This window comes from Faecalibacter bovis, from assembly GCF_017948305.1.
GTDB classification, from domain to species: Bacteria; Bacteroidota; Bacteroidia; order Flavobacteriales; family Weeksellaceae; genus Empedobacter; species Empedobacter bovis.
In genome coordinates, this window is the sequence record NZ_CP072842.1 from 2,469,061 (window position 1) to 2,492,082 (window position 23,022).

General features: G+C 29.9%; 25 protein-coding genes. 16 read left to right on the forward strand and 9 right to left on the reverse strand.

Annotation, left to right across the window (positions count from 1 at the left end):
• The first annotated feature begins 52 nt into the window (after positions 1 to 52).
• Positions 53 to 2,461, forward strand: coding sequence for a heavy metal translocating P-type ATPase (locus J9309_RS11885; RefSeq protein WP_230476100.1), 2,409 nt, complete (start codon positions 53 to 55; stop codon positions 2,459 to 2,461).
• A 51-nt stretch (positions 2,462 to 2,512) separates the two neighbouring features.
• On the opposite strand, the gene J9309_RS11890 is transcribed toward J9309_RS11885, so the two are convergent.
• Complete coding sequence (locus J9309_RS11890; RefSeq protein ID WP_230476101.1) at positions 2,513 to 2,965, reverse strand: RES family NAD+ phosphorylase; 453 nt, start codon at positions 2,963 to 2,965, stop codon at positions 2,513 to 2,515.
• Positions 2,966 to 2,967: 2 nt separating this feature from the next.
• Positions 2,968 to 3,402, reverse strand: a complete 435-nt coding sequence (locus tag J9309_RS11895) for an antitoxin Xre/MbcA/ParS toxin-binding domain-containing protein (protein WP_230476102.1) — start codon at positions 3,400 to 3,402, stop codon at positions 2,968 to 2,970.
• 97 nt (positions 3,403 to 3,499) lie between these two features.
• Between J9309_RS11895 and J9309_RS11900 the strand changes: the two genes are divergently transcribed.
• Positions 3,500 to 4,192, forward strand: a complete 693-nt coding sequence (locus J9309_RS11900; protein ID WP_230476103.1) for a hypothetical protein — start codon at positions 3,500 to 3,502, stop codon at positions 4,190 to 4,192.
• Positions 4,193 to 4,241: 49 nt separating this feature from the next.
• On the opposite strand, the gene J9309_RS11905 is transcribed toward J9309_RS11900, so the two are convergent.
• Complete coding sequence (locus J9309_RS11905) at positions 4,242 to 5,177, reverse strand: bifunctional metallophosphatase/5'-nucleotidase (protein WP_230476104.1); 936 nt, start codon at positions 5,175 to 5,177, stop codon at positions 4,242 to 4,244.
• Positions 5,177 to 5,911, reverse strand: a complete 735-nt coding sequence (locus J9309_RS11910) for a 5'-nucleotidase C-terminal domain-containing protein (protein ID WP_230476105.1) — start codon at positions 5,909 to 5,911, stop codon at positions 5,177 to 5,179. Before J9309_RS11910 ends, J9309_RS11905 begins: the two co-directional genes overlap by 1 nt.
• A 186-nt stretch (positions 5,912 to 6,097) precedes the next feature.
• On the opposite strand from J9309_RS11910, the gene dapA reads away from it, so the two are divergent.
• The 7 genes from dapA (at position 6,098) to recN (ending at position 12,539) form a co-directional block, all read left to right on the forward strand.
• Positions 6,098 to 6,976 (forward strand): 4-hydroxy-tetrahydrodipicolinate synthase, encoded by an 879-nt coding sequence (gene dapA / locus J9309_RS11915; protein WP_230476106.1) that lies wholly within the window; start codon positions 6,098 to 6,100, stop codon positions 6,974 to 6,976.
• Between the two features lie 18 nt (positions 6,977 to 6,994).
• Entirely contained in the window at positions 6,995 to 7,498 is a 504-nt protein-coding gene (locus J9309_RS11920; protein ID WP_230476107.1) for a ferritin, read from the forward strand.
• A 74-nt stretch (positions 7,499 to 7,572) separates the two neighbouring features.
• Positions 7,573 to 8,427: an outer membrane protein assembly factor BamD gene (locus tag J9309_RS11925; protein WP_230476108.1), complete on the forward strand. Its 855-nt coding sequence runs from the start codon at positions 7,573 to 7,575 to the stop codon at positions 8,425 to 8,427.
• 30 nt (positions 8,428 to 8,457) lie between these two features.
• Positions 8,458 to 8,781, forward strand: coding sequence for a DNA-directed RNA polymerase subunit omega (locus J9309_RS11930; RefSeq protein WP_230476109.1), 324 nt, complete (start codon positions 8,458 to 8,460; stop codon positions 8,779 to 8,781).
• Positions 8,781 to 9,977, forward strand: a complete 1,197-nt coding sequence (gene coaBC, locus J9309_RS11935; RefSeq protein WP_230476110.1) for a bifunctional phosphopantothenoylcysteine decarboxylase/phosphopantothenate--cysteine ligase CoaBC — start codon at positions 8,781 to 8,783, stop codon at positions 9,975 to 9,977. The genes J9309_RS11930 and coaBC overlap by 1 nt, the downstream gene beginning before the upstream one ends.
• A 1-nt stretch (position 9,978) precedes the next feature.
• The gene (gene porD, locus J9309_RS11940; RefSeq protein ID WP_230476111.1) at positions 9,979 to 10,881 is read left to right on the forward strand and encodes a type IX secretion system protein PorD; all 903 of its coding nucleotides are present in this window, start codon (positions 9,979 to 9,981) and stop codon (positions 10,879 to 10,881) included.
• 2 nt (positions 10,882 to 10,883) lie between these two features.
• Entirely contained in the window at positions 10,884 to 12,539 is a 1,656-nt protein-coding gene (gene recN, locus J9309_RS11945) for a DNA repair protein RecN (protein ID WP_230476112.1), read from the forward strand.
• A 76-nt stretch (positions 12,540 to 12,615) separates the two neighbouring features.
• On the opposite strand, the gene J9309_RS11950 is transcribed toward recN, so the two are convergent.
• The 3 genes from J9309_RS11950 to J9309_RS11960 form a co-directional block, all read right to left on the reverse strand.
• Positions 12,616 to 13,803 (reverse strand): MFS transporter, encoded by a 1,188-nt coding sequence (locus J9309_RS11950; protein ID WP_230476113.1) that lies wholly within the window; start codon positions 13,801 to 13,803, stop codon positions 12,616 to 12,618.
• 53 nt (positions 13,804 to 13,856) lie between these two features.
• The gene (locus J9309_RS11955) at positions 13,857 to 14,729 is read right to left on the reverse strand and encodes a nucleoside phosphorylase (RefSeq protein ID WP_230476114.1); all 873 of its coding nucleotides are present in this window, start codon (positions 14,727 to 14,729) and stop codon (positions 13,857 to 13,859) included.
• A gap of 65 nt (positions 14,730 to 14,794) precedes the next feature.
• Positions 14,795 to 15,124, reverse strand: a complete 330-nt coding sequence (locus tag J9309_RS11960) for a translation initiation factor (RefSeq protein ID WP_230476115.1) — start codon at positions 15,122 to 15,124, stop codon at positions 14,795 to 14,797.
• Positions 15,125 to 15,328: 204 nt separating this feature from the next.
• On the opposite strand from J9309_RS11960, the gene J9309_RS11965 reads away from it, so the two are divergent.
• The 7 genes from J9309_RS11965 (at position 15,329) to J9309_RS11995 (ending at position 20,031) form a co-directional block, all read left to right on the forward strand.
• On the forward strand, positions 15,329 to 16,225 hold the full coding sequence (locus tag J9309_RS11965; protein WP_230476116.1) for a bestrophin family protein: 897 nt from the start codon (positions 15,329 to 15,331) through the stop codon (positions 16,223 to 16,225).
• A 135-nt stretch (positions 16,226 to 16,360) separates the two neighbouring features.
• Entirely contained in the window at positions 16,361 to 16,681 is a 321-nt protein-coding gene (locus tag J9309_RS11970; protein WP_230476117.1) for a DUF2185 domain-containing protein, read from the forward strand.
• 99 nt (positions 16,682 to 16,780) lie between these two features.
• Entirely contained in the window at positions 16,781 to 17,134 is a 354-nt protein-coding gene (locus tag J9309_RS11975) for a YkvA family protein (protein ID WP_230476118.1), read from the forward strand.
• 109 nt (positions 17,135 to 17,243) lie between these two features.
• Complete coding sequence (gene miaA, locus J9309_RS11980; RefSeq protein WP_230476119.1) at positions 17,244 to 18,167, forward strand: tRNA (adenosine(37)-N6)-dimethylallyltransferase MiaA; 924 nt, start codon at positions 17,244 to 17,246, stop codon at positions 18,165 to 18,167.
• 151 nt (positions 18,168 to 18,318) lie between these two features.
• The gene (locus tag J9309_RS11985; RefSeq protein ID WP_230476120.1) at positions 18,319 to 19,089 is read left to right on the forward strand and encodes an isocitrate lyase/PEP mutase family protein; all 771 of its coding nucleotides are present in this window, start codon (positions 18,319 to 18,321) and stop codon (positions 19,087 to 19,089) included.
• 80 nt (positions 19,090 to 19,169) lie between these two features.
• Positions 19,170 to 19,748: a hypothetical protein gene (locus J9309_RS11990; RefSeq protein WP_230476121.1), complete on the forward strand. Its 579-nt coding sequence runs from the start codon at positions 19,170 to 19,172 to the stop codon at positions 19,746 to 19,748.
• Positions 19,690 to 20,031, forward strand: coding sequence for a hypothetical protein (locus J9309_RS11995; protein WP_230476122.1), 342 nt, complete (start codon positions 19,690 to 19,692; stop codon positions 20,029 to 20,031). Before J9309_RS11990 ends, J9309_RS11995 begins: the two co-directional genes overlap by 59 nt.
• Positions 20,032 to 20,102: 71 nt before the next feature.
• Here the strand turns inward: J9309_RS11995 and J9309_RS12000 are convergent, their stop codons facing one another.
• Both J9309_RS12000 and paaZ read right to left on the reverse strand, forming a co-directional pair.
• On the reverse strand, positions 20,103 to 20,858 hold the full coding sequence (locus J9309_RS12000) for an enoyl-CoA hydratase/isomerase family protein (RefSeq protein ID WP_230476123.1): 756 nt from the start codon (positions 20,856 to 20,858) through the stop codon (positions 20,103 to 20,105).
• 84 nt (positions 20,859 to 20,942) lie between these two features.
• Positions 20,943 to 22,994: a phenylacetic acid degradation bifunctional protein PaaZ gene (paaZ, locus tag J9309_RS12005; RefSeq protein ID WP_230476124.1), complete on the reverse strand. Its 2,052-nt coding sequence runs from the start codon at positions 22,992 to 22,994 to the stop codon at positions 20,943 to 20,945.
• Between the last annotated feature and the right edge of the window lie 28 nt (positions 22,995 to 23,022).

Genomic DNA, 23,022 nt, shown 5'->3' on the forward strand with positions numbered 1-23,022 from the left:
AGTTATTGAATCATAACACGAATTATCACGATCTTTAAGATATATTTTACACATGTTAACCCTTACTATAGATATATTAAATTTTGATCAAAACACCGATTATCAAAAGGTTTTGGATCAACTTAAAACAAATGAATTGATAGATCAAGTATCTATTAATTCTTCTTCAAAATCAATAACAATTGAAGCGAAAAAAATCTTTAAAATAACAGAATTTGTTTACAAAACTCTTGATGATTTTGGAATTAAATACGAGTTTACTTCTGAAACTTTCCCTATACTAAACATGACGTGTGCGTCTTGTGCAACGAGTTCTCAATCTTTTTTAAGAAGACAAGATGGCGTAATATCTGCTGATGTAAATTATGCCAATACATCTGGTACAATCAAGTATGTTCCGTCAAAAACAAATCCTAAAATTTTAAAAGAAAAACTTGATGAAATTGGATTTGAACTTGTAGTTCCGGATGAGGAAGATGATGATGTAATGCCATTTGATGAAATGATGGCTTTACGCCTTAAACTGCAAAAAAATAACACATTAGGCGCTGTTGTGTTAGGTTTACCTTTGTTTATCATTGGTATGTTTTTTATGAATTGGGAATGGGCTAATTTCTCTATGTGGGTTTTAAGTTCAATGATTCTATTCATTTTTGGTCAAAAATTCTTTGTAAATGCGTTACAGCAATTAAAAAATAGAACTGCTAACATGGATACTTTGGTTGCACTAAGTACCGGAATAGCTTACATTTTTAGTTTGTACAACTACATTTTTCCACACACTTTTCATCAACCTGGCGAACACCACGCTCCTATTTATTTTGAAGCTGCTGGGATCATTGTCGTCTTTATTTTAATTGGAAAATATTTAGAGGAAAAAGCAAAATTTAAAACCACTCAAGCCATACAAGGTTTAATGGAATTGCAACCAAAAGAAGTGAGTTATTTAGATGGAGATGAGATTAAAATTAAAGCAATTGAAGAGGTTAAAATCAATGATATTTTAATTGCGAAAGCAGGTGAAAAAATTGCTGTTGATGGAACTATTTTAAAAGGTGAATCTTCTTTTGATGAGAGTTCTTTAACTGGGGAACCTTTACCAGTTGATAAAGGAATTGATTCTAAAGTTTTTACTGGAACAATTAATCAAACGCAAATCATACATTATCGTGCAGATAAAATTGGAGATGATACTGTTTTGGCTAAAATTATACATTCTGTACAAATGGCTCAAGCTTCAAAAGCTCCGGTTCAACAATTAGTAGATAAAATTGCTGGAATTTTTGTTCCAATTGTGTTGATTTTAGCATTGTTAACTTTCTTAATTTGGTTTATTTCAAATCCATCAGAAAATTTAAACTTAGCCTTATTAACTTCTATTACGGTTCTTGTCATTGCATGTCCTTGCGCTCTTGGTTTAGCTACGCCAACTGCTTTAATGGTTGCGATGGGAAAAGGTGCACGAAATGGAATTTTAATTAAAGATGCCGAAAGTTTAGAAAAAGCAATTCAAGTTAATACCATAATTTTAGATAAAACTGGTACAATTACAGAAGGTAAACCTGTTGTCCTTGGATTTAAATGGTTTGGAAATGATGAAGATTACTCTGTTTTAAAAAGTTTAGAACAAAATACTAATCATCCAATTTCTAAAGCTATTTTAAATGTTATTCCGCATAATATTATTGTTCAAAATAATTTAAAAATTTCTGAAGTCATTGGTTTTGGATTAGAAACTACGTTCAATAATTCTAGCTATTCTATTGGTAAGTTAGATTGGATAAATGAAAAAAACATTCAAATTAATTCTGATCAAAAACAAATTATAGATCAATATGTTGATCAAAATTATACGATTTCAGTCTTTTTAAAAAATCAAGAATTAATCGGAATATTTGGGATTGCAGATCAGATTAAATCAACATCAAAAATCGCAATTCAAAATCTTAAAAAGGAAGGAATTGAAGTTTTTATGCTAACTGGAGATCAACAAAAAGCTGGTGAAAAAGTCGCAAATGAAGTCGGAATTGATCATGTGATTGGAAATTGTTTACCAAACCAAAAATTAGATTATGTTGAACAATTGCAAAAGCGTGGTAAAATTGTAGCAATGGTTGGTGACGGAATTAATGATTCTGCTGCATTAGCCAAAGCTGATGTTTCTATTGCGATGGGAAATGGTTCTGATATCGCGATGGACGTCGCGCAAATCACTATTATGAATGGAGATTTGAATAAAGTTGTTCAAGCAATTAATTTATCAAAACAAACAGTCAAAACGATTAAAAAGAATTTGTTTTGGGCATTTATTTACAACGTAATTGGTATTCCAGTTTCAGCTGGCGTTTTATACAATTACAACGGTTTTCTCTTAAATCCTATGATTGCCGGCGCAGCTATGGCGTTTAGTAGCATTAGTGTGGTAACGAATAGTATTTTATTGAATTACCGTAAAATTTAAATAGAAAAGGCGAACCATTTGGTTCGCCTTTTTATATTTAAATTAATACATTTACAGCAATCTTTTATCCCATTGATAATCTTCAATCTCATAAATTTTTACTTTTTTTTCAAAATCAGGATGTTTGGTATTAATCAAATAATTACATTCTTTAGGTATAATTGCAGAAGGAACTTTCATCACCAAATATTTAAAACTTTTATACCATTCAGATCCTATGGCTTGCAATTTTGGGTAGGATTCAACATTTTGCCACTTCTTTGGTAAATCTGAAGTTTTAATCTCAAGAATTTCTTCGGTTGTACAATTAATTTCGATGACCAATAATTTGTAAGAATTATCGATTGATATTCCACTACGATGAACAACTAATTCTAAAGTTGATAAAGATCTTGAACTTCCGGTATATATAACAAATTCGTCATTTTTGTTCCATCTGTTGGCAACTCCAGACGCACGCAACGAATTGGCATATTTTTCTTTTCGAATATTATAAACGAACATATTTATACGTTTTCACCAAATTCAATAGCTGTTAAGCGATTATCTATAAATTTCAACCCAGAAACCGTATCTAAAAATTCCATAGGAGCTTTATGATCCAATAAAAAATTTGGCGTAGTTAACCATTGTTCAAACTCTTCTTTTGTATTAAAAACTTCTAAACCATGTTTATATAAAGATAAAATTAATACAAGATGTTCTTTTGTATTGTCTTTTAAAGAAACGTTTTTGGTTTTGTAATTACGGTATGTTCGTGTCGTAATATTTAACCATTTAGATATAATTTCGTCCTTTAAACCCGATAATTCATCTAAAAGCTTAATATATTCTTGGTCTACATTATAATGATTTACGTAGAAATATACGTTTGTAAAATCATTTACTTCTGGTAATTCATTAATAATTTTTTTTCTACGTTTTAATTCAATTGTTGCCATAATTAGAACTTTGTAATAAAGATACAATTTTTCCGTTTATATACGGAACATTTTCTATAAATTAATCTGTATATTTGAAATACTTATATAAAATATCATGAAACAAATTACAATTCTATTCTTTTTAATATTCCAAAACGTATATTCTCAATATAGTTTAATTGATTTTATAAGTGAGTATGATAGGTTCGTTATAAATGAAAAACATTATTATACAAAAACCGATAGTATTCATTTGAAAAAAACTTTCAATTTTCTAGAATTAAACCCTGATTTAATAGATGAAATCATTTTTATTAATTCACCAGATTTACATAGTGGTGAAAAAGAAATTATAGTTAAAATTAATTATTCTCTGCCTCAAAAAGTATATCAATTAATTTCAATAGAAGAAAATGCTATAATTGATCAAAAAGCTATTAAGGACTTAAATTCAATACAAATTAAATCTTACCAAAATTTCTCAAATAATCAATTCAAAACTAATAAAGGAAATAATAGAATCTATCATTTTGCAGCGAATTATATAGGTGAATCATTTACTGGTGAAATACAAACTTTTAATGATTTGATGGTTTTAGAAGTTAATCCTAAGAATATGAAAATTGTATCTGGTTATCATTTAACAAAAGAATGGGCCGAATTACCTTTTAGTAATGATTTATATAAATTGAGTGCAAAAAAGATAGTTCTCGTAGAATCCTTACCTCTTTCTCTATTAAATTTTAAACATATAGTAAATAAAAATTTGTTATCCGATGATGGATTTATAGAAAATATTCAAATATAAAAGCCACTCAACAAAGTGGCTTTTATATTTATCAATGAATATAACTTGTTTATACAAACTCGTTAATTACCATTTCATTTAATTTATAAGATGTAAACCCTTTAAGTTTTCCTTTCTGAAAATTAAAATCAATACGACCTAAATACAATCCTGCCCAACCAACTTGATTTACTAAAACTGGTTTATTATCAGCATTTTGATGAACTTCTGGTTCTGGTAAAAATGTATGTGTATGACCACCAATAATAAAATCGATGTCTTTTGTTTTTTGAGCTAAAATTCGATCAGAAACTTGATCTGAATTCTTATATCCATACCCAATATGTGATAAACATATTACTAAATCACATTTTTCTTCGTGACGTAATTTGTTTGCGTAATGTTGCGCAATTTCAATTGGATCCAAGTATTTAGTTTCTTTGTACATGCGTGGATCAACCAATCCGTGCAATTCAATACCTACCCCAAAAACTCCGATTTTGATTCCATCTTTTTTGATGATTTTATAAGGTTTCGTTAAACCATCTAAAATGGTATTAGAAAAATCATAATTAGAAGTTAATAAATCAAAACTTGCGTGTGGTATAGCTTTTTGTAAACCTTCTAAACCATTGTCAAATTCATGATTACCGAAAGTTCCGGCATCATATCCTAGTTTCGACATTAATTTATATTCTAATTCTCCACCAAACATGTTAAAATAAGGTGTTCCTTGGAAAACGTCACCCGCATCAAATAATAAAACATTTTTTTCTTCTTGTCTTATTTTATGAATCATTGTTGCACGACGAGCAAATCCGCCTTTGTCTGATGTTACTTTATTTGCTGAAACTTCAAAAGGTTCAATACGAGAATGTTGATCATTTGTATGTAAAATCGTGATACGTTTTACTTTATTATTATCATTCGCTAATAATGGAACACTAGGTAACAGAGATAATCCAGCTACTAAAGATGTTCTTTTAATAAAATCTCTTCTTTCCATTAATTATAAATTCTTTTGTTAGTATTAACTTGTACAGTATCAATTTTTTCGAAGTAATCTAATAAAATATCGCGTTGCTTGATGTTTAGGATATCTTTATTTAAAGCCTTAGTAAAGAAAAACATATTGTCCCCTCCAGTAGATAAATAATCGCTAGTAACAACTTTATAAACTTTATTTAAATCTAATGGTTGACCACCTATTTTAATATCTTCGGTAGAAGTCGCTGTAATTCCAGCCACTGGATGTGCCACAGTTTGTTTAAAGTAAAAATCTACCATTTCTTTAATAGTTTCACCTTTTAGATCTAAAACTAAAATTTCATTATCAAATGGTGCTAATTCGAAGACGTTCCCAACAGTTAAATTTCCTGCTGTAAAAGTTCTTCTAATACCTCCATGATTTAATAAAATGGCGTCAATTTTCCCTTTATTTTGTTTCGTGTAAATATCTTGAATAGATTCAAAAGTAACATCTGCTACCAAATTACACAATGGCGATGAATATCCATTTTTGTGTAAATCGATTGGCGAGTATGCTAATACGCGATCCATTTTAGCTTTTAATTCTTCTTTATAAGGATTGATGATTGAAACTATTTCTTGATCAGATTCTATATCAGAATTAATAGTTGTGTTAGGCTTGTATTGTGGTGCTAACTGCAAATATGAACTGCTACAAGAGGTAAGCAATATCATAGAAATTGCAAGAATATTATTTTTAAAAAGTTTCATTATTGATTACTTTTGAAAAGTGATATTTAGAAAATTATTATTTGCAAATTTGCAGCTTTTTATTCAATTTATCTCTAATTTTAAATTAATTTAAAACATATTGTAAATAAATGTTAAGGTTTGAAAATTTAAATTTAAATCACGACCTTTATCATAGATTTCATAAAAAATAACTTTTAATACAAAATGAAAGAATTATTCGGAACTGGTGTTGCTTTAGTTACACCTTTCAACCAAGATGGTAGCGTTGATTACAACGGTTTAGAAAATTTAGTTAATTATTCAATCGATGGTGGTGTTGAATATTTAGTTCTTTTAGGAACTACTGCAGAATCTGCAACTTTAACTAAAGAAGAAAAAAAGGAAGTTGTTTCTGCTATCAAGAAATATAATAATGGTCGTGTTCCTATGGTTCTTGGTATTGGAGGAAATAGTACAGCTGAAATTATTAAAGAATATGCCGAAACAGATTTATCTGATTATGTTGCAATTTTAACAGTTTCACCATATTACAACAAACCATCACAAGAAGGTATTTATCAGCATTACAAAGCTATCGCAGAAAGTACTGATGCAAATATTATTTTATATAACGTTCCAGGACGTACTGGGTCTAACATTGCACCAGAAACTACTGTTCGTTTAGCAAATGAGTTTAAAAACATTGTTGCGATAAAAGAAGCATCTCCAGATTTTTTACAATCAACTAACATCTTACGCTTAAATACGCGTGAAGATTTTATTGTTTTATCTGGTGATGATGAATTTGCTTTACCAATGACTTTAGCTGGTGGAAAAGGTGTAATTTCTGTAATGGGACAAGGTTTACCAGTTGAATTTACAGATATGATTCGAAAAGGTTTAAACAAAGAAGTTGATGCAGCATATGATTCTCACTATAAATTAGTTGAAATTACTCGTGCTATTTTTGAGGAAGGAAACCCAATCGGAATCAAAGCTGTTTTAGCTAATAGAGGTATTTGTCAACCTTATGTACGTTTACCATTAGTACAGGCAACTGACAATTTATCGGCAAAAATTGCTGATTTACTTAACCAATTTTAATCTTTAAATTAATACATTATGATTAAGCAAGAAGTTTTAGATGCTTTAAACAAGCAAATTAAATTAGAAGGTGATTCTTCTCAACTATATTTAGCAATGGCATCTTGGGCAGAATGTCAAGGATTTGAAGGAACTTCAAATTTCTTATATTCTCATGCAGACGAAGAAAGAACACACATGTTAAAGTTAATCAAATTCGTTAACGAACGTGGTGGAAAAGCTTTTGTTCCTCAAATCGAAGAACCAGCACAAAACTTTGAATCTTTAAAAGATGTATTCTCTGCAATTTTAAAACACGAGATTTTTGTTTCAGAATCAATCAACGAAATAGTTTTTTTAACTTTAGAACACAAAGATTTCCCAACTCATAATTTCTTACAATGGTTTGTTTCTGAACAAATCGAAGAAGAACGTTTAGCTCGTACTGTGTTAGATAAATTAGAAATGATTGGTAGCGATAAAGGTGGTTTATATTTATTTGACCGTGATATCGTTAATCTTGATGTTGCTGGAGCTGAATAATAACTTTTTATTATAAAATAGGGATTAATGTAAATATTTTTTACATTAGTCTTCTTTTTTACTAAATTTGCAGAATGTTAAAAAAACTAACCTTAATAGTTTTAGTTGGACTTGCATTATCTTCTTGTAACAAAGAATATAATAAAGCCATGAAAAGTACAGATAAAGATGAGATCTTTAATATTGCAACTCAGTTATATAACCAAAAGAAATATACTGAAGCAATTGAATTATATGATCGTATTTCAACATCTTTTGTAGGAACTGAGCAAGCTGCTGATATTGCTTACAATACAGCTGATGCACACTTTAATGATCAAAACTTTAAATTAGCGGGTCACTTATTTAAAAACTTTTCTGGATCATATCCAATGGATAAACGTGCTGAAGAAGCATTGTATTTATCAGCTTTTTCATACTATAAAGACTCTCCTAAGTATAACTTAGACCAAACGAGTACTTTTACAGCTATTGATGAGTTACAAGGTTTTATCAATTCATACCCTAATTCTGAACACGTAAATGATGCAAATAAATACATCACAGAACTACGTCAGAAATTAGAATTAAAAGCCTTTGAAATTGGTAAAGTATATTACAAAACCATGAAATATAAAGCAGCTGGAGTTGCTTTTGATAACATGGTTGATGAATATCCAGATTCTAAATTCCGTGAGGAAGCAATGATGTATTCTTTACGTTCTAAAGCTGAATTAGCAATTAATTTTAGCCGTATAGAAAATAAAGATTTACGTTTACAAGAAGCTAGAACACAATACCGTCAGTTAAGTAAATTTTATCCTAATTCACAATATAAATCAGAAGCTGAAAAATTATTGAAAAATATTGAAGCAGATTTAGAAAAATCCAAAAAAGAATTAGCTGAAATTGAAAAAGCTAAAAAAGAGGCAATCGCAAATAATAAATAAAATAAGTTAATTATATAAAATTCTTTTGATATGAATTTCAAAGATATCGGTGCTGCAACGACAACACAAACTTACAACCGTACTAAAATCGAAGAGCAAACTGGAAACATTTACGAATCGATCGTTATTATGGGGAAAAGAGCTGAGCAAATCAATCAAGAAATGAAATCTGAATTAATTCAGAAGTTAGATGAGTTTGCTGCACATACTGATTCATTAGAGGAAGTATTTGAAAACAGAGAACAAATCGAAGTTTCTAAATTTTACGAAAGACTTCCTAAACCGACATCTATTGCGGTTAAAGAATGGTTAGATAACGATGTTTACTACAGAAATCCAAATGAGGATAAATAATGTCTGTTTTACATAGTAAGAAAATTTTATTGGCAGTTTCTGCCGGAATAGCGGCCTATAAAGCCGCTTTTCTTGTTAGAGGACTTATTAAACAAGGTGCTGAAGTTAAAGTGATTATGACTCCTGATGCTCAACATTTTGTAACTCCTCTTACACTTTCAACTTTATCTAAAAATCCTGTTGAATGGGAATTTTTTGGTGATAAAGGAGATTGGAATAATCATGTTGAATATGCATTTTGGGCAGATTATATGATTATTGCTCCTTGTACAGCTAATACACTATCTCATATGGCCGATGGTACATGCGATAATCTTGTGTTGGCGACTTATTTATCAGCAAAATGTCCTGTATTTTTTGCTCCTGCAATGGATTTAGATATGTATCAACATCCAACAACGAAAGAAAATATTGATCAACTTGTAAAAAATGGAAACATTTTAATTCCTGCCGAAAGTGGAGAATTAGCTAGTGGATTAGTCGGAGAAGGTCGTATGGCTGAACCTGAGAATATTATTTCTTACATGGAAAATCATATTGCTTCTACTCTTCCTCTTTTTGGGAAAAACATTGTTGTTTCTGCAGGTCCTACATACGAAAACATAGATCCAGTTCGTTTTATTGGTAACTATTCTTCAGGAAAAATGGGGTTTGAAATTGCTAAAGCAGCATCTAAGATGGGTGCAAATGTACACTTAATTTCAGGACCAAGTCACGAATCTGTTGCTGGGTTTCCAATTGAAAGAATTAATGTAGTTTCTGCTCGTGATATGTATGAAGCTATGCATGCAAAATATGATGCAGCTGATGTTGTAATTATGTCTGCAGCTGTTGCTGATTATAGACCAAAAGAAGTTGCTAACCAAAAGATTAAAAAAAATGATGAGGATTTAACTATTGAGTTAACTAAGAATCCTGATATTTTAAAATCTTTAGGTGATAGTAAGAAAAATCAATTATTAGTTGGTTTTGCTTTAGAAACCAATAATGAAGAAGAATATGCTAAAGGAAAATTAGCAAAGAAAAATCTTGATTTTATCGTGTTAAATTCTTTACAAGATAAAGACGCAGGATTTCAAAAAAATACCAATAAAATTACTATTATTGACAAAGATATGTCTATGCAATCTTTTGAAGCAAAATCTAAAGCTGAGGTTGCAAAAGATATCCTAAATGTCATTGTAAAAAAACTATAAAATGAGAAAATTAGCATCATTATTCTTTTCTGTATGTGTTTGTGCAGTTGCTCTTTCGCAAAGTATTATTGCAGATGTAAAGGTGGATTATTCACAAGTACAAAGTTCTAATACACAGGTTTATGAAACATTACAACGTTCATTAATTAATTTTATTAATTCAACAAAATGGACTGATGATCGTTTAAAACCACATGAAAGAATAGAAGCTAATTTTTTAATTTTAGTTTCAAAAAGAGAAAATAACAGATACACGGCTAGTATCCAAGTTCAATCTCGTCGCCCTGTTTTCAACTCGACGTACTACACTCCTTTATTAAATTTGAATGACACAAACTTCACATTCGAATATACAGAATATGAAGAATTAATTTTTAATGAAAGAAAGTTTAGTGGTAAAAATCTTACAGATGTAATTACATATTATATTTATTTGATTTTAGGTTTTGATGCAGATTCATTTGCACGCGATGGCGGAACTGAATATTTTAAAACAGCTCAGCGCATCTCAAGCTTTGGACAAAGTTCTCGCTTTAGTGGCTGGAGTGAATTGGATGGATTACAATCACGTACTTCATTGATTAATAACATTTTAAAAGCTGACAATAAAACGTTAAGAACTTTAAATTATCAATATCATCGTAATGGTTTAGATATCATGGCTGATAATGAATTACGTGGTAAAAATGCGATTGGTAATGCATTATTACAATTAGAGTTTTACACAAAAGGAAGTTATGCTCAATTCTATCCTTTAGAAATTTTCATAACAGCTAAAAAAGATGAAATTGGTAAAATCTTTGGAGGAGGTCAAGTTTCAACTGTTAATATTGAGAAATTAAAAGAAACTTTTAATTCAATTTCTCCTAAGAATTCTAGTATTTGGAATAATTTGAAAAAATAGAAATGCTTAAAACATTACGCGTCAATAATTTTGCAATTATAGATCAATTAGAAATCGATTTTCAACAAGGTATGACCACTATTACAGGGGAAACCGGAGCAGGAAAATCAATTCTTTTGGGTGCTTTAAAATTAGTTCTTGGTGAAAGAGCTGATCTTAAAGCATTGAAAAACAGTAATGAAAAATGTATTATTGAAGCTGTTTTTGACATCAAAAATTTAGATTTAAAAGATTTTTTTGAAGAACATGATTTAGATTACGAAGATGAATCTATTTTACGTCGTGAACTTTTACCTTCAGGAAAATCACGTGCTTTTATCAATGATACTCCTGTAAAAATTAATGATCTACATTTACTGTCTGAACAATTAATTGATATTCATTCACAATTTAATACTCCAAAAATTTTCGAACATGATTTCCAATTAAGCATGTTAGATATTTACGGTGAAAATAAAGATTTACTGAAAGAGTATAAAAAGTCTTATACTGAATATGTAAATGTTAGAAAGAAAATTAAAGAAGCTCAATATTCTTTAGAGAATCAATCGCAAGATTTAGATTACAAACTTCATCTTTGGGAAGAATTAAGTAATGCAAATTTAAGAGCAGACGAGTTAGAAAATTTAGAAACAGAAATTAAAGCACTTGCTAATGTGGAGGAAATTCTTTCTACTTTAGGAGAAGCTTATCAATTTTTGGATCATCCAGAAATGGGAATCGTTTCACAATTAAACGAAGCGAGTAATAAAATTAACAAAATTACAGGTTATGCTTCTGATATAGAAGATTTGTATAAACGTATGATTTCTTCTAAAATTGAATTGGATGATATTGCAAGTGAATTACAAGCAAGAATTGATAGTACGGAATTAAATCCAGAAAAATTACAAGAGCTAAATGAACGATTTGATTTATTACATCGTTTATTAAGAAAACATAATTCGAATACAATTGACGAATTAATAATTGTACGCGATCAACTAGAAACTCAAACTTCTGGTTTTGATAATTTAAGTGATTTAATTATTCAATTAACGAAGCAATTAAATTTAATTGGAGAAAATTTAGAAAAATTAGCTCAAAAAATTCGTAAAAATCGTTTAAGTTCGATTAATACAATTAAGGATAATATTTTAGCAACTTTAGCTCAATTAGGAATGGAAAATTCTCAATTGACTATTCAATTAGATGAAGTTTCAGATTTTACTCCTACTGGAAAAGATCAAGTTCAATTTCTATTTTCAGCAAATAAAGGAATGGAACCACGTATTTTTGAAAAATCGGTTTCTGGTGGTGAACGTTCACGTTTGATGCTGGCAATCAAGAAGTTACTTGCTACACATACACATTTACCAACGTTAATTCTTGATGAAATTGATACAGGAATCTCTGGTAAAGTTGCAAACGAAACTGGAAAAGTAATGAAATCTATGGCTGAAAATATGCAACTTTTAGTCATTACACACCTTCCACAAGTAGCTTCAAAAGGTAATTATCAAATCAAAGTTTACAAAGAAGTTGTTGATGAAATGACGAAGACTAATGTTGTTGAATTATCAGAAAATGAACGACTTAGAGAAATTGCTCAGATGATTTCTGGTTCAGATATCACCGATGCTGCAATAGATCAGGCTCAAAAATTAATGTACCAATAAATAAAAAAATCCATCTTAAAAGATGGATTTTTTTATTTAAATTGACATATATTATGTTAAATGAAATTTTTAATATTTAAACCTTTTTATGTTTGTTATACATACGCAATGAAATAAAATAATAGTATAAAACTGCCAAAACACATAGAATTCCTGATACTAAAAATAGCATTTGAAAGCCTAAAGAATTTACAAATTTTCCTGCAGCAACCATTCCAATTCCTAAACCTAAATCAATCGCAATGAAAAAAGTTGAATTCGCAGTTCCTCTTTTTTCAGGTGAAGTCATATTCATAAATTGTGTTTGAAAAGCTGGAATTGAAACTCCAAATCCTAATCCAATTAAATAAGCTCCTAAAAAATAAAACCAATCAAAATACGGAAATGCTATAAAAAAATATCCTAAAGCTATAAACGAAATTCCTAAAATATTAACTTGGTTAATCCAACCACGATCTATTAATTTTCCACTAAAAATTCTTGATGAAGCAATACCAAGTGCGATGCTTAAAAACATATAACTTGCACCGGAAATATTTAATTCTTTACCATACATTACACCAAAAGTGTATAACGCACCATAAGTAATTTCTAAAATTAGAACATTGATTGCTAAAGGAATTGCATAAGTTATAATGAATTTATCTAATGATATTTTAGTTGATTCTGGTTTGATAGACTTAATTTTTACATTCGGATCTTTTATAAAAATTACACTGATAATCCCAATAATTCCAAAAATTAAAGCGGAATAAAAAATATAGTTAAACGAGTAATTTTCATAAATATACATTCCGATAATTGGTCCAATTGACATTGCCAAAGTAGACATCAATCCATAATATCCAATTCCTTCTCCCCTTTTTTTGGCTGGTAATAAATCTATTGCCAAAGTATTACTTGATGTTGTGATCACTCCCCAACTTAATCCATGAAAAATTCGAAGTATAAAAATAAATGCAATGGAAGATGCAATAGTGTAACCTAAAAATAGAGATACAAATAAAATGAATGAAATTAAATAGACTTTTTTTCTTGAAAAATTATCGACTAAATATCCAGAAAATAGCCGAATGAAAAGTGCTGCTAAAACATAAGATGAGATGATGATACTCATTTCTGCTTTATCAACTTTGAATTGTTCGATTATAAAAAATGGCAGTGTTACACTAATTTGGTAAAACGCAACACCTGTTAATAAATTTGCCAAACAAGCAAAAATAAAACTTGGAGTCCAGAGCTTTTGTTGATCTTTTGTATTCATATTCAAAAAAAAACCGATATACTTTGTATACCGGTTTTTATTATAATTTGATTTTATAGTGCTAATCGATCCAAAGCATATACAATCATATTATCTACAGTTGTATAAGGATCTTGACTAAATTCTCCTAAAATTCTATTGGCTACAATCGCATTTAATGATAACGCTTCATGTCCCATCATTTTTGCTAAACCATAAATTGCAGATGTTTCCATCTCAAAATTTGTGATTCTCAAATCATTATAAGAAAATGATGTTAAGTATTCATTAATATCAGATGGATTTGGTTCTAATCTTAAAAAACGACCTTGAGGACCGTAAAATCCACATGCAGTTGCAGTAATCCCTTGTTTTGTTTGATCAGAAGCTAATTTATTCATTAAAGATGCTGAAGCTTCTACTAAATATGGACGAGATTTTTTATCAGACCAATTCACGTGAGAAATAAAAGCATCTTCAACCTCTGGCATCATTACATCTTCACTTCCTTTATAATAATGTAATAACCCGTCTAAACCAAGACCATGAGAACCAATCACATAAGAATCTACTGGAATATCAGCTTGTAAAGCTCCTGATGTACCTAAACGTACGAAAGATAATTTTCTAAAGTCTGATTTAATCTCGCCTGTAGCTAAATCAATATTTGCTAAAGCATCTAATTCAGAAAAAACAATATCAATATTGTCAGTTCCCATTCCTGTCGAAATTACAGTCATACGCGTACCTTTGTAAGTACCTGTATGTGTTACAATTTCTCTTTTCGAAGCCTTATGTTCTATTGAATCAAAGTGTTGTGACACTCTTTCTACACGATTAGGATCTCCAACCGTAATTACTATGTCTGCTAAATGTTCTGGTCTAATATTACAATGGTAAATACTCCCGTCTGCATTTAATATCAATTCTGATGATGCTTTACTCATGGTATTTAATATTAAAAATAAACAACTAAGATACTACTGAAAAGTTAATCTATCAAAAAAAGTTATTAACCACCTACTCTTTTCACTTTAAATCCTTTGTCCTTAAGATAGGCCATAATCTTATCTCGATAATCACCTTGAATTATGATTTGTTCGTCTTTAAAACTACCACCAACTCCTAAAAATTGTTTAATTTCTTTGGCTAAAAGTTTAAAATCTTCAATTTCTCCTTCGTAACCTTCTATGATAGTATTTACCTTTCCTTTTCGTTTTTCAAACTTACAAATTAAAGGTTCTTTCTGAATCCATAATTCATGTGCTTCTTCTTGTACTTCCTCTTCTACAGTAGGAATATGATCAGGAAATAATGCTTTTAGTTGATCTTCTAAACTCATTTAATTATATAATAAGTAACTATTTAAAAGTACAAATTTAAAATAAAACTTATTAGTAAACCTTAGAATTTTAGATTTATAATTATTCATTTCTTCAAAATTTGATATGAATTAAAAATTAAACTTAACATTAAATTAATATTGCAAAACAATATTGGTTTTATTCTTGATAATTGGAATAAAAATTGAATTTTTTATTCATTTATGCTTTTAAATACTAAAATTCCGTTTACTTACATTATCAAAAAGATTAAAATTGAATTAATCTATGTTGTAGTAATTGCTATTATAGTAAAATTTCTTGCCAGTCAATTCAGAGATTATATTCCTGAAATGCCCTTATCTATCCCAGCGTTTATTGGTACTGCCATTTCTGTAATTTTATCATTCAAATTAAACCAATCTTATGACAGATGGTGGGAAGCTCGTAAAGTTTGGGGAGCCATTGTAAACGATAGTAGAACTTTGGTTTTGTACTTACAATCTTTTTTATCGGATGATAATAAAGATGATATTAGAAAAATAACTTACAGACAAATTGCTTGGTGTTATTCGTTAGGACAGAATTTAAGAGGATTAAATCCTTTAGAAAACACTGAAAATTTGATTGATGAAAATGAAAGAAACCACTTATCAAATCATCAAAACAAACCATTAGGTATTTTACAATTAAATACTTTGCATTTAGCTGAACTGAAAAATAAGAATCAATTATCTGAATTTAACCATGTACAATTATCAAATATTTTGAGCAGATTTTCAGATTCTATGGGAATGGCAGAACGCATCAAAAACACAGTTTTCCCTATGACTTATCGTATGTTACTGCATTTTATGATATATATTTTCGTAATTACTTTATCATTAGCACTTGGTGAGATAAATAGTGTTTTTGAACTTCCTTTATTAATTGTAGTTTCTTCAACATTTTTATTGTTAGAGAAAACTGCAACACATATGCAAGATCCATTCGAAAATAGACCATCTGATATTCCTGTAACATCTATTGCAACAACTATAGATATTAATTTGAAACAATTAATTAACGAGCAAGAACAGGTACCAAGTCCTTACAAACCAAAAGATTTTTATAGTTTATAAACCAAAAGCCTTAGATATTTCTAGGGCTTTTTTATTAAATTATAATTTTTTTAGAATGCTGTTTCATATTTTATAACAATCTTTGCGAAAAGAGTTTGAATACACAAAATGAAAGATAAAATTTTCTTAAAAAGCATGGATGAAGTGAGTGAAATAATTACAAAACCTATGGGTTATGGATTAGTAACTGACAGAATATTAGTTGATGGACAATCAATTAACTACATGTATCGTGAAGAACCTGACAACAAACAAGACAGTGGATGGCGTTTTTTTGCTGGTGATGAAGATGAAGATTATTTAGACAATGAAGCGAATATCGAGTTAATGAATATCAATATTATTGCTCATTATGATAAAAGCATTATCCCATATTTAGAGGCTCCACACGGAATTGCTTTTGCAAAAAATGACCAAGGAGAATTTGAGGAAGAAGCGTTTGATAGTGAAGATTAAAATCTTTTCAAATTTAATAATCTATTAATAAAACTAAATATTGTTTTGGCATATACTTTGTAATACATAGTACGTTAATTAAATTTTTATATATTGAAAATGAACAAATCTAAGTTTTTTAAAGTAGCAGGTGCTGCTGCGATGAAAGCACAACAAGACAAATCTTTCTTTGATAAAGTAAAAGCTTTTTTCAGAATGGTGTCAGCTTTCAGAAAAAAACAGTACAAACCTGAATTATCAAATCTAATATTTGGATTTCTTTCAGTGTTATACATTGTATCACCAATTGACATTTTGCCAGAAGCATTATTAGGGCCATTTGGATTAATTGATGATTTTGGTATTCTAATGTTCGGAATGAAATATTTTGATAAAGAAGTTATCAATTTCTTGCAATGGGAATCAAATCATAAAAAATATGAGCATGTAGAAGATGCTAAAATCATAAGATAAAATTATTTCTAAGTCCGTTCAAATTGAACGGACTTTTTTCATACTATTTTTCTATCCTAAAAATACAAACTATCTTGCATGCCTATTAAACGAAGGTTGAAATAAGAAAATGCAAAATTTATCACATACAAAAACACTTATCAGTATTGTTGGTCCAACTGCAATTGGGAAAACTAATTTAGCTATTCAGGTTGCGAAACACTTTAATTGCGAGATTATTTCTTGCGATAGTCGACAATTTTATAAAGAAATGAAAATTGGAACAGCAGTACCTTCGGATGATGAATTGGCTGAAATTAAACATCATTTCATACAAAATATTTCAATAAATGGGGATTATTCTGTTGGAGATTTTGAACGCGATGGACTTGCCTTTTTACAAAATTATTTCAAAGAAAATGACGTTTGTGTCATGGTTGGTGGTTCTGGATTATACGAAAAAGCGATTACTGTTGGTTTTGATTCTTTTCCTGATGTAGATCCTAAAATTCGTGAAGATTTAAATAAAGAATTGGAAGAATTTGGTATTGAAAAACTTCAAGAAGAATTAAAAGCGGCAGATTTAACTTATTATAACGAAGTTGATATTCAAAATAAACAACGAGTTATTCGTGCTTTAGAAATAATTAGAGGAACAGGAAAACCATTTTCATCTTTTAGAAATCAAAATACTAATCCGCGATTTTTTAATATTATTAAAATTGGATTAAAATTACCACGAGAAGAAATGTATGACCGAATTAACAAACGAGTTGATATTATGATGAATAACGGTTTGTTGAGTGAAGCTAAAAATTTATTTCATTTAAAAGAATTAAACGCTTTGCAAACTGTGGGTTATCGAGAATTATTCGACTATTTCGAGGGTAATATTACTAAAGAATTCGCAATCGAAGAAATTAAGAAAAATACTCGTCGATTTGCTAAACGTCAAATGACATGGTTTAAAAAAGATGAATCTGTGGAGTGGTTCTCCCCTTTTGAATTTGATAAAATTATTGAAAATATAGAAGTAAAAAAATCGAGCATTTAGTGTTCGATTTTTTTTTTATTTTCGGATTTTCACCCCTTTTTTGATTAAATTTCATTAGAAATAACAATATAATCCTAGTAATACGATAGATTATATTATTTAAATATATTAATGTTTAGCATAATTATTGATTCAATTAAAAAAAAACATTATGAATAAATATCAAGAATTTAAAAAGTTACACTACAAAAATGAACCATTACTTGTTGCAAATGTTTGGGATGTGATAAGTACAAATGCTGCTGAAAAAGCTGGATTTACTGTTGCAGCCGCTTCTAGTCATCCAATTGCTGATATGCTTGGACATAAAGATGGGCAAACGATGGATTTTGAAGAACTTTTTTATATTGCAAAACGTATTTCAAGCACTACTCCACTCCTTGTTTCTTTGGACATTGAAGCTGGTTATACAGAAGATTTAAACACTCTAAACAATTATATCGAAAAACTGGTTGATATTGGTGTTAGCGGTATTAATATAGAAGATGGAATTACTAATGGTGCAGCTCGTCAATTAGCCGATACAAGTATTTTAGAAAACAAAATAAAATCAATCAAATCACATTTGCATTCAAAAGGTAAAGACATTTTTATTAATGCAAGAATTGATACATACACAACAAAACATCCTGAAGCATTTAATGAAACGTTGAATCGTGCACAAATTTATGAAGAAGCTGGAGCCGATGGCATATTTGTACCATTAATCGAAGACGAACACGAAATCAGAACGTTATTACAAACCGTTAATATTGCTTTGAACATATTTTTAACTCCAAATTTAAACGATTACAACCAAATAAAATCTTTAGGAATACATCGTATTAGTAGCGGAAATAAAACACAAGCAAAGGTAAACGAATTTACAAATTCAATTTTTAATGATCTCTTTCAAACTAAAGATTTCAAAATGTTGTTTTAAATTTTATATTTAAAAATTGTTGTAGATTTAGGGAAATGAATTCTATGAGAAAGGTTTCCCTATTTTTTTATTTATTTTTTTTGAGTTTCATTGCAAATGCTCAAAATCCTCAAAACGAAATCCCTTTCCGTCTTACGAAATTCAACAATATTGTATTGCCAGTGATTTTGAATAATAAAGATACTTTGCAATTAATGTTTCATACAGGATCTGATTATATTTCTATCATTGAAAAAAGTTTACCAAAGTTTAAAACTATTGAACTAAATGATACAATTAAAGATGTTACTTCGTGGGCGGGTTATTCAGATCAAGCAATGAGTTTTAATAATTTGATCATTCTTGGTAAAAAAAAATTCAAAAAAACTCCAATTTTCATCGATCAACAATCCGGACATGAAACAGATGGAAAAATTGGAATGAAATATTTCGAAAATAAATATCTCGAAATTGATTTTGATTCAAATAAATTAAAAGTTTATGATGAGATGCCTGAATCGATTACAACATTTCAAAAACTAAAATCGAGGTATGAAAATCAATCATTATTTTTTGAAGCTTTTTCCAATGATAGAAAATCTTCCAATCCAATCCGAATTTATGTTTCATACTGGTTATTCAGGCGCAATTATTTTCTCGGACGAGTATGTAAGAAATAATCAATTATTAGAAAAAATTAAACCAACTGGACAAACTAAATTTAGCGATGCAGCTGGAAATGAAATTATATCGAAAACTGCTATATTAAATCAATTAAACATTAATACTATTAAATTTAAGAACGTGCCAATTTCTTATTTTGATAGCCAAGTAAAAATTCAATATATCAATATCTTTGGAGGAGATTTAATTAAACGATTTAATTGGATTTTTTCTCCAGATTTTAAAACGATTTATTTTAAGTCAAATTCCCATTTTTACGATTCATATTATCAACTATAAAAACAAAAAAACCACTTCAATTGAAGTGGTTTTTTTCTCATAATAAATAATACAATCAATAAATAGTAATCTTATTTAGCTTTGAATTTGTTAATCGCGTTGATTGTAAATTCCGATAAAACTAATTCACCTGAAATTTTCGCACGTTCGATTAATAATTCATCCCAATTTTCTGTTCCTTCCCAAGATACACGCTTTAAATGCATCATTGCATCTGGATTAGAGTTAGCCAACTTAGTAGCTAAAGAATTGATCGACGCATCCATTTCCTCAATAGTTTCAAAAACTTCTGCGTATAAACCTTTTTCTTTTGCCCATTCTGCTGTTTGGAACTCAGTTGCATTAATTGCCATTTGAGTAAAAGCTGAAGTTCCAACTTTACGTTCAACAGCAGGTCCAACTACGAAAGGTCCGATTCCTACTGCTAATTCAGATAATTTTACAGATGCATGTTGTGTTGCATAAGTATAATCTGCAGCAGAAGCAATACCAACTCCACCTCCAACAGCTTTACCTTGAATATGTGCTAAAACAAATTTTGGTGCTTTACGAATCGCGTTAATTACGTGTGCAAATCCAGAAAAGAATTCTAATCCAGTTTCACGATCTTTGATTGAGATTAACTCGTCGAAAGATGCTCCTGCACAAAATGTACGCTCTCCAGCACTTTTTAAAACGATTACTTTTACCGTTTCATCGTTTCCTAATTTTTCAATTTCAGCTGCCAAGTTTCTTAATTGACTTCCTGGCATTGAATTACTTTGGTAGTGGTAAAATTCAATAGTACCAATTCCGTTTTGTATTTCCGATTTTACGTAAGCTTCCATGTCTTAATTTGTTAATGTGAGAATGTGATAATTTGAAAATTAATTCGATAATTAACGAACTATCACATTATATAATTAATAAAATTAGTCTTGATTTAATTTTTTAACCATTGTTAAAATAGTCGCGATTCCAACTGTTTCACCAGTTTCATCATAAATATCTACTAACCAACGAACAATACCTTTTGCGATATCATTTTCGTCCTTTTTCTCTTGATCGATTTTCTCTTTACAAGTAAAACGAACTCCGATTGTAGAACCTGGATAAACAGGTTTTACGAAACGACACTCATCTAATCCGTAGTTTAATAAAACTGGACCTTTTTTCGCTAAAACGAATAAACCTGCTGCTTTAGATAATAAGTAATATCCGTGCGCAACATTACGCTCGAAAATAGTTCCTTCTAATGAAGTTGCATCAACGTGAGCATAGAAATTATCTCCTGATAATGCAGCGAAAGCATTAATATCAGATTGTTGAATTGTGTGTTTCGCTGTGATTAATGTATCCCCAACTTTAACTTCTTCGAAGTGTTTCGCGAATGGATGTTTATCTTCTTCGATGTAATCTGCTCCGTATTGGTATTGTTGAGTTACAGCTGTTAATTTGTTTGGTGAACCTTGGATTGCAGTACGTTGCATATAGTGTAAAACACCACGTTTTCCACCCATTTCTTCTCCACCTCCTGCACGACCTGGACCACCGTGTACTAATAATGGTAATGGCGAACCGTGTCCTGTTGATTCTTTGATACATTCTGCATCTAAAATAACGATACGTCCGTGTAAAGATCCTGCATTTAAAACAAATTCTGTTGCGATATCGTTATCAGCCGTTACAATTGAACAAACTAATGATCCTTTACCCATACGAACTAATTCAACCGCTTCTGCTGTTCCGTTGTAAGGAATAATTGTAGAAACTGGTCCAAATGCTTCGATGTTGTGAACATCTGTTTTATTGAATGGATCGTTATTTAAGAATAAAATTGGAGAAATGAAAGATCCTTTGTTTTTATCCGCTCCTTTCACTTCGAAGTTATCTAAATCACCAAAAACAATTTCTTGTGATTTTGCTAATTCTTCAACTTTATCACGAACTTCTTTAACTTGAGCAGCACCTGCTAATGCTCCCATACGAACACCTTCCACATTTGGATCTCCAATTGTAGTCGTAGCTAAACGTTGTCCTAATGCAATTTGTACATCTTCTACTAAATGTGTTGGTACTAACGCGCGACGAACAGCCGTACATTTCTGACCTGCTTTCGTAGTCATTTCACGTGTTACTTCTTTGATGAAAATATCAAATTCTGGAGATCCGACTTTTACATCTTCTCCTAATACACACGCATTTAATGAATCTGCTTCTAAATTGAAAGGAACACCTTCTGATGTAATTCTTGGGTGTGCTTTTAACATTTGTCCTGTCCAAGCTGATCCAGTAAATGTTACCACATCCTCAGACTCTACATTGTCTAAAATTCCGTTTGCAGAACCTGTGATTAATTGTAAAGCTCCTTCTGGTAAAATGTTTGATTCGATAATTGCACGAACTACAGCTTCTGTTAAGAAAGATGTAATAGCTGCTGGTTTTACAATTGCTGGTACACCTGCTAAAAAGTTAACTGCAATTTTTTCTAACATACCCCAAACTGGGAAGTTGAAAGCATTGATATGAATTGCAACCCCACGTTTTGGTGTTAAAATATGTGTTCCTAAGAACGTTCCATTCTTTGAAATTTTGTGTGTTTCTCCCTCAACATAAAAAGGTTGATCACCAAATTGGCGGCGTAATGATGCGTTTGCAAATAAGTTACCAATTCCACCTTCGATATCAACCCAAGAATCTGAACGCGTTGCTCCAGTTGCCCAAGAAACTGCATAGAATTCTTCTTTTCTTTCCATTAAGTATAATGCTAATTTCTTTAACATTAAACCTCTTTCTTGGAAAGTCATTTTGCGTAATTTTGGTCCTCCAACTGTACGCGCATAATCCATCATCGCACCGAAATCTAATCCTGCTGATGATGCTGTTGCGATTTCTTCTCCAGTAATCGCATTATATAACATTTGCCCTTCAGACGAACCTTTTGTCCATTGTCCTAAAGCATAATTTTCTAATTGATTAGCCATTTTTTATGTTGTTTGTTGTGTTTAGTTA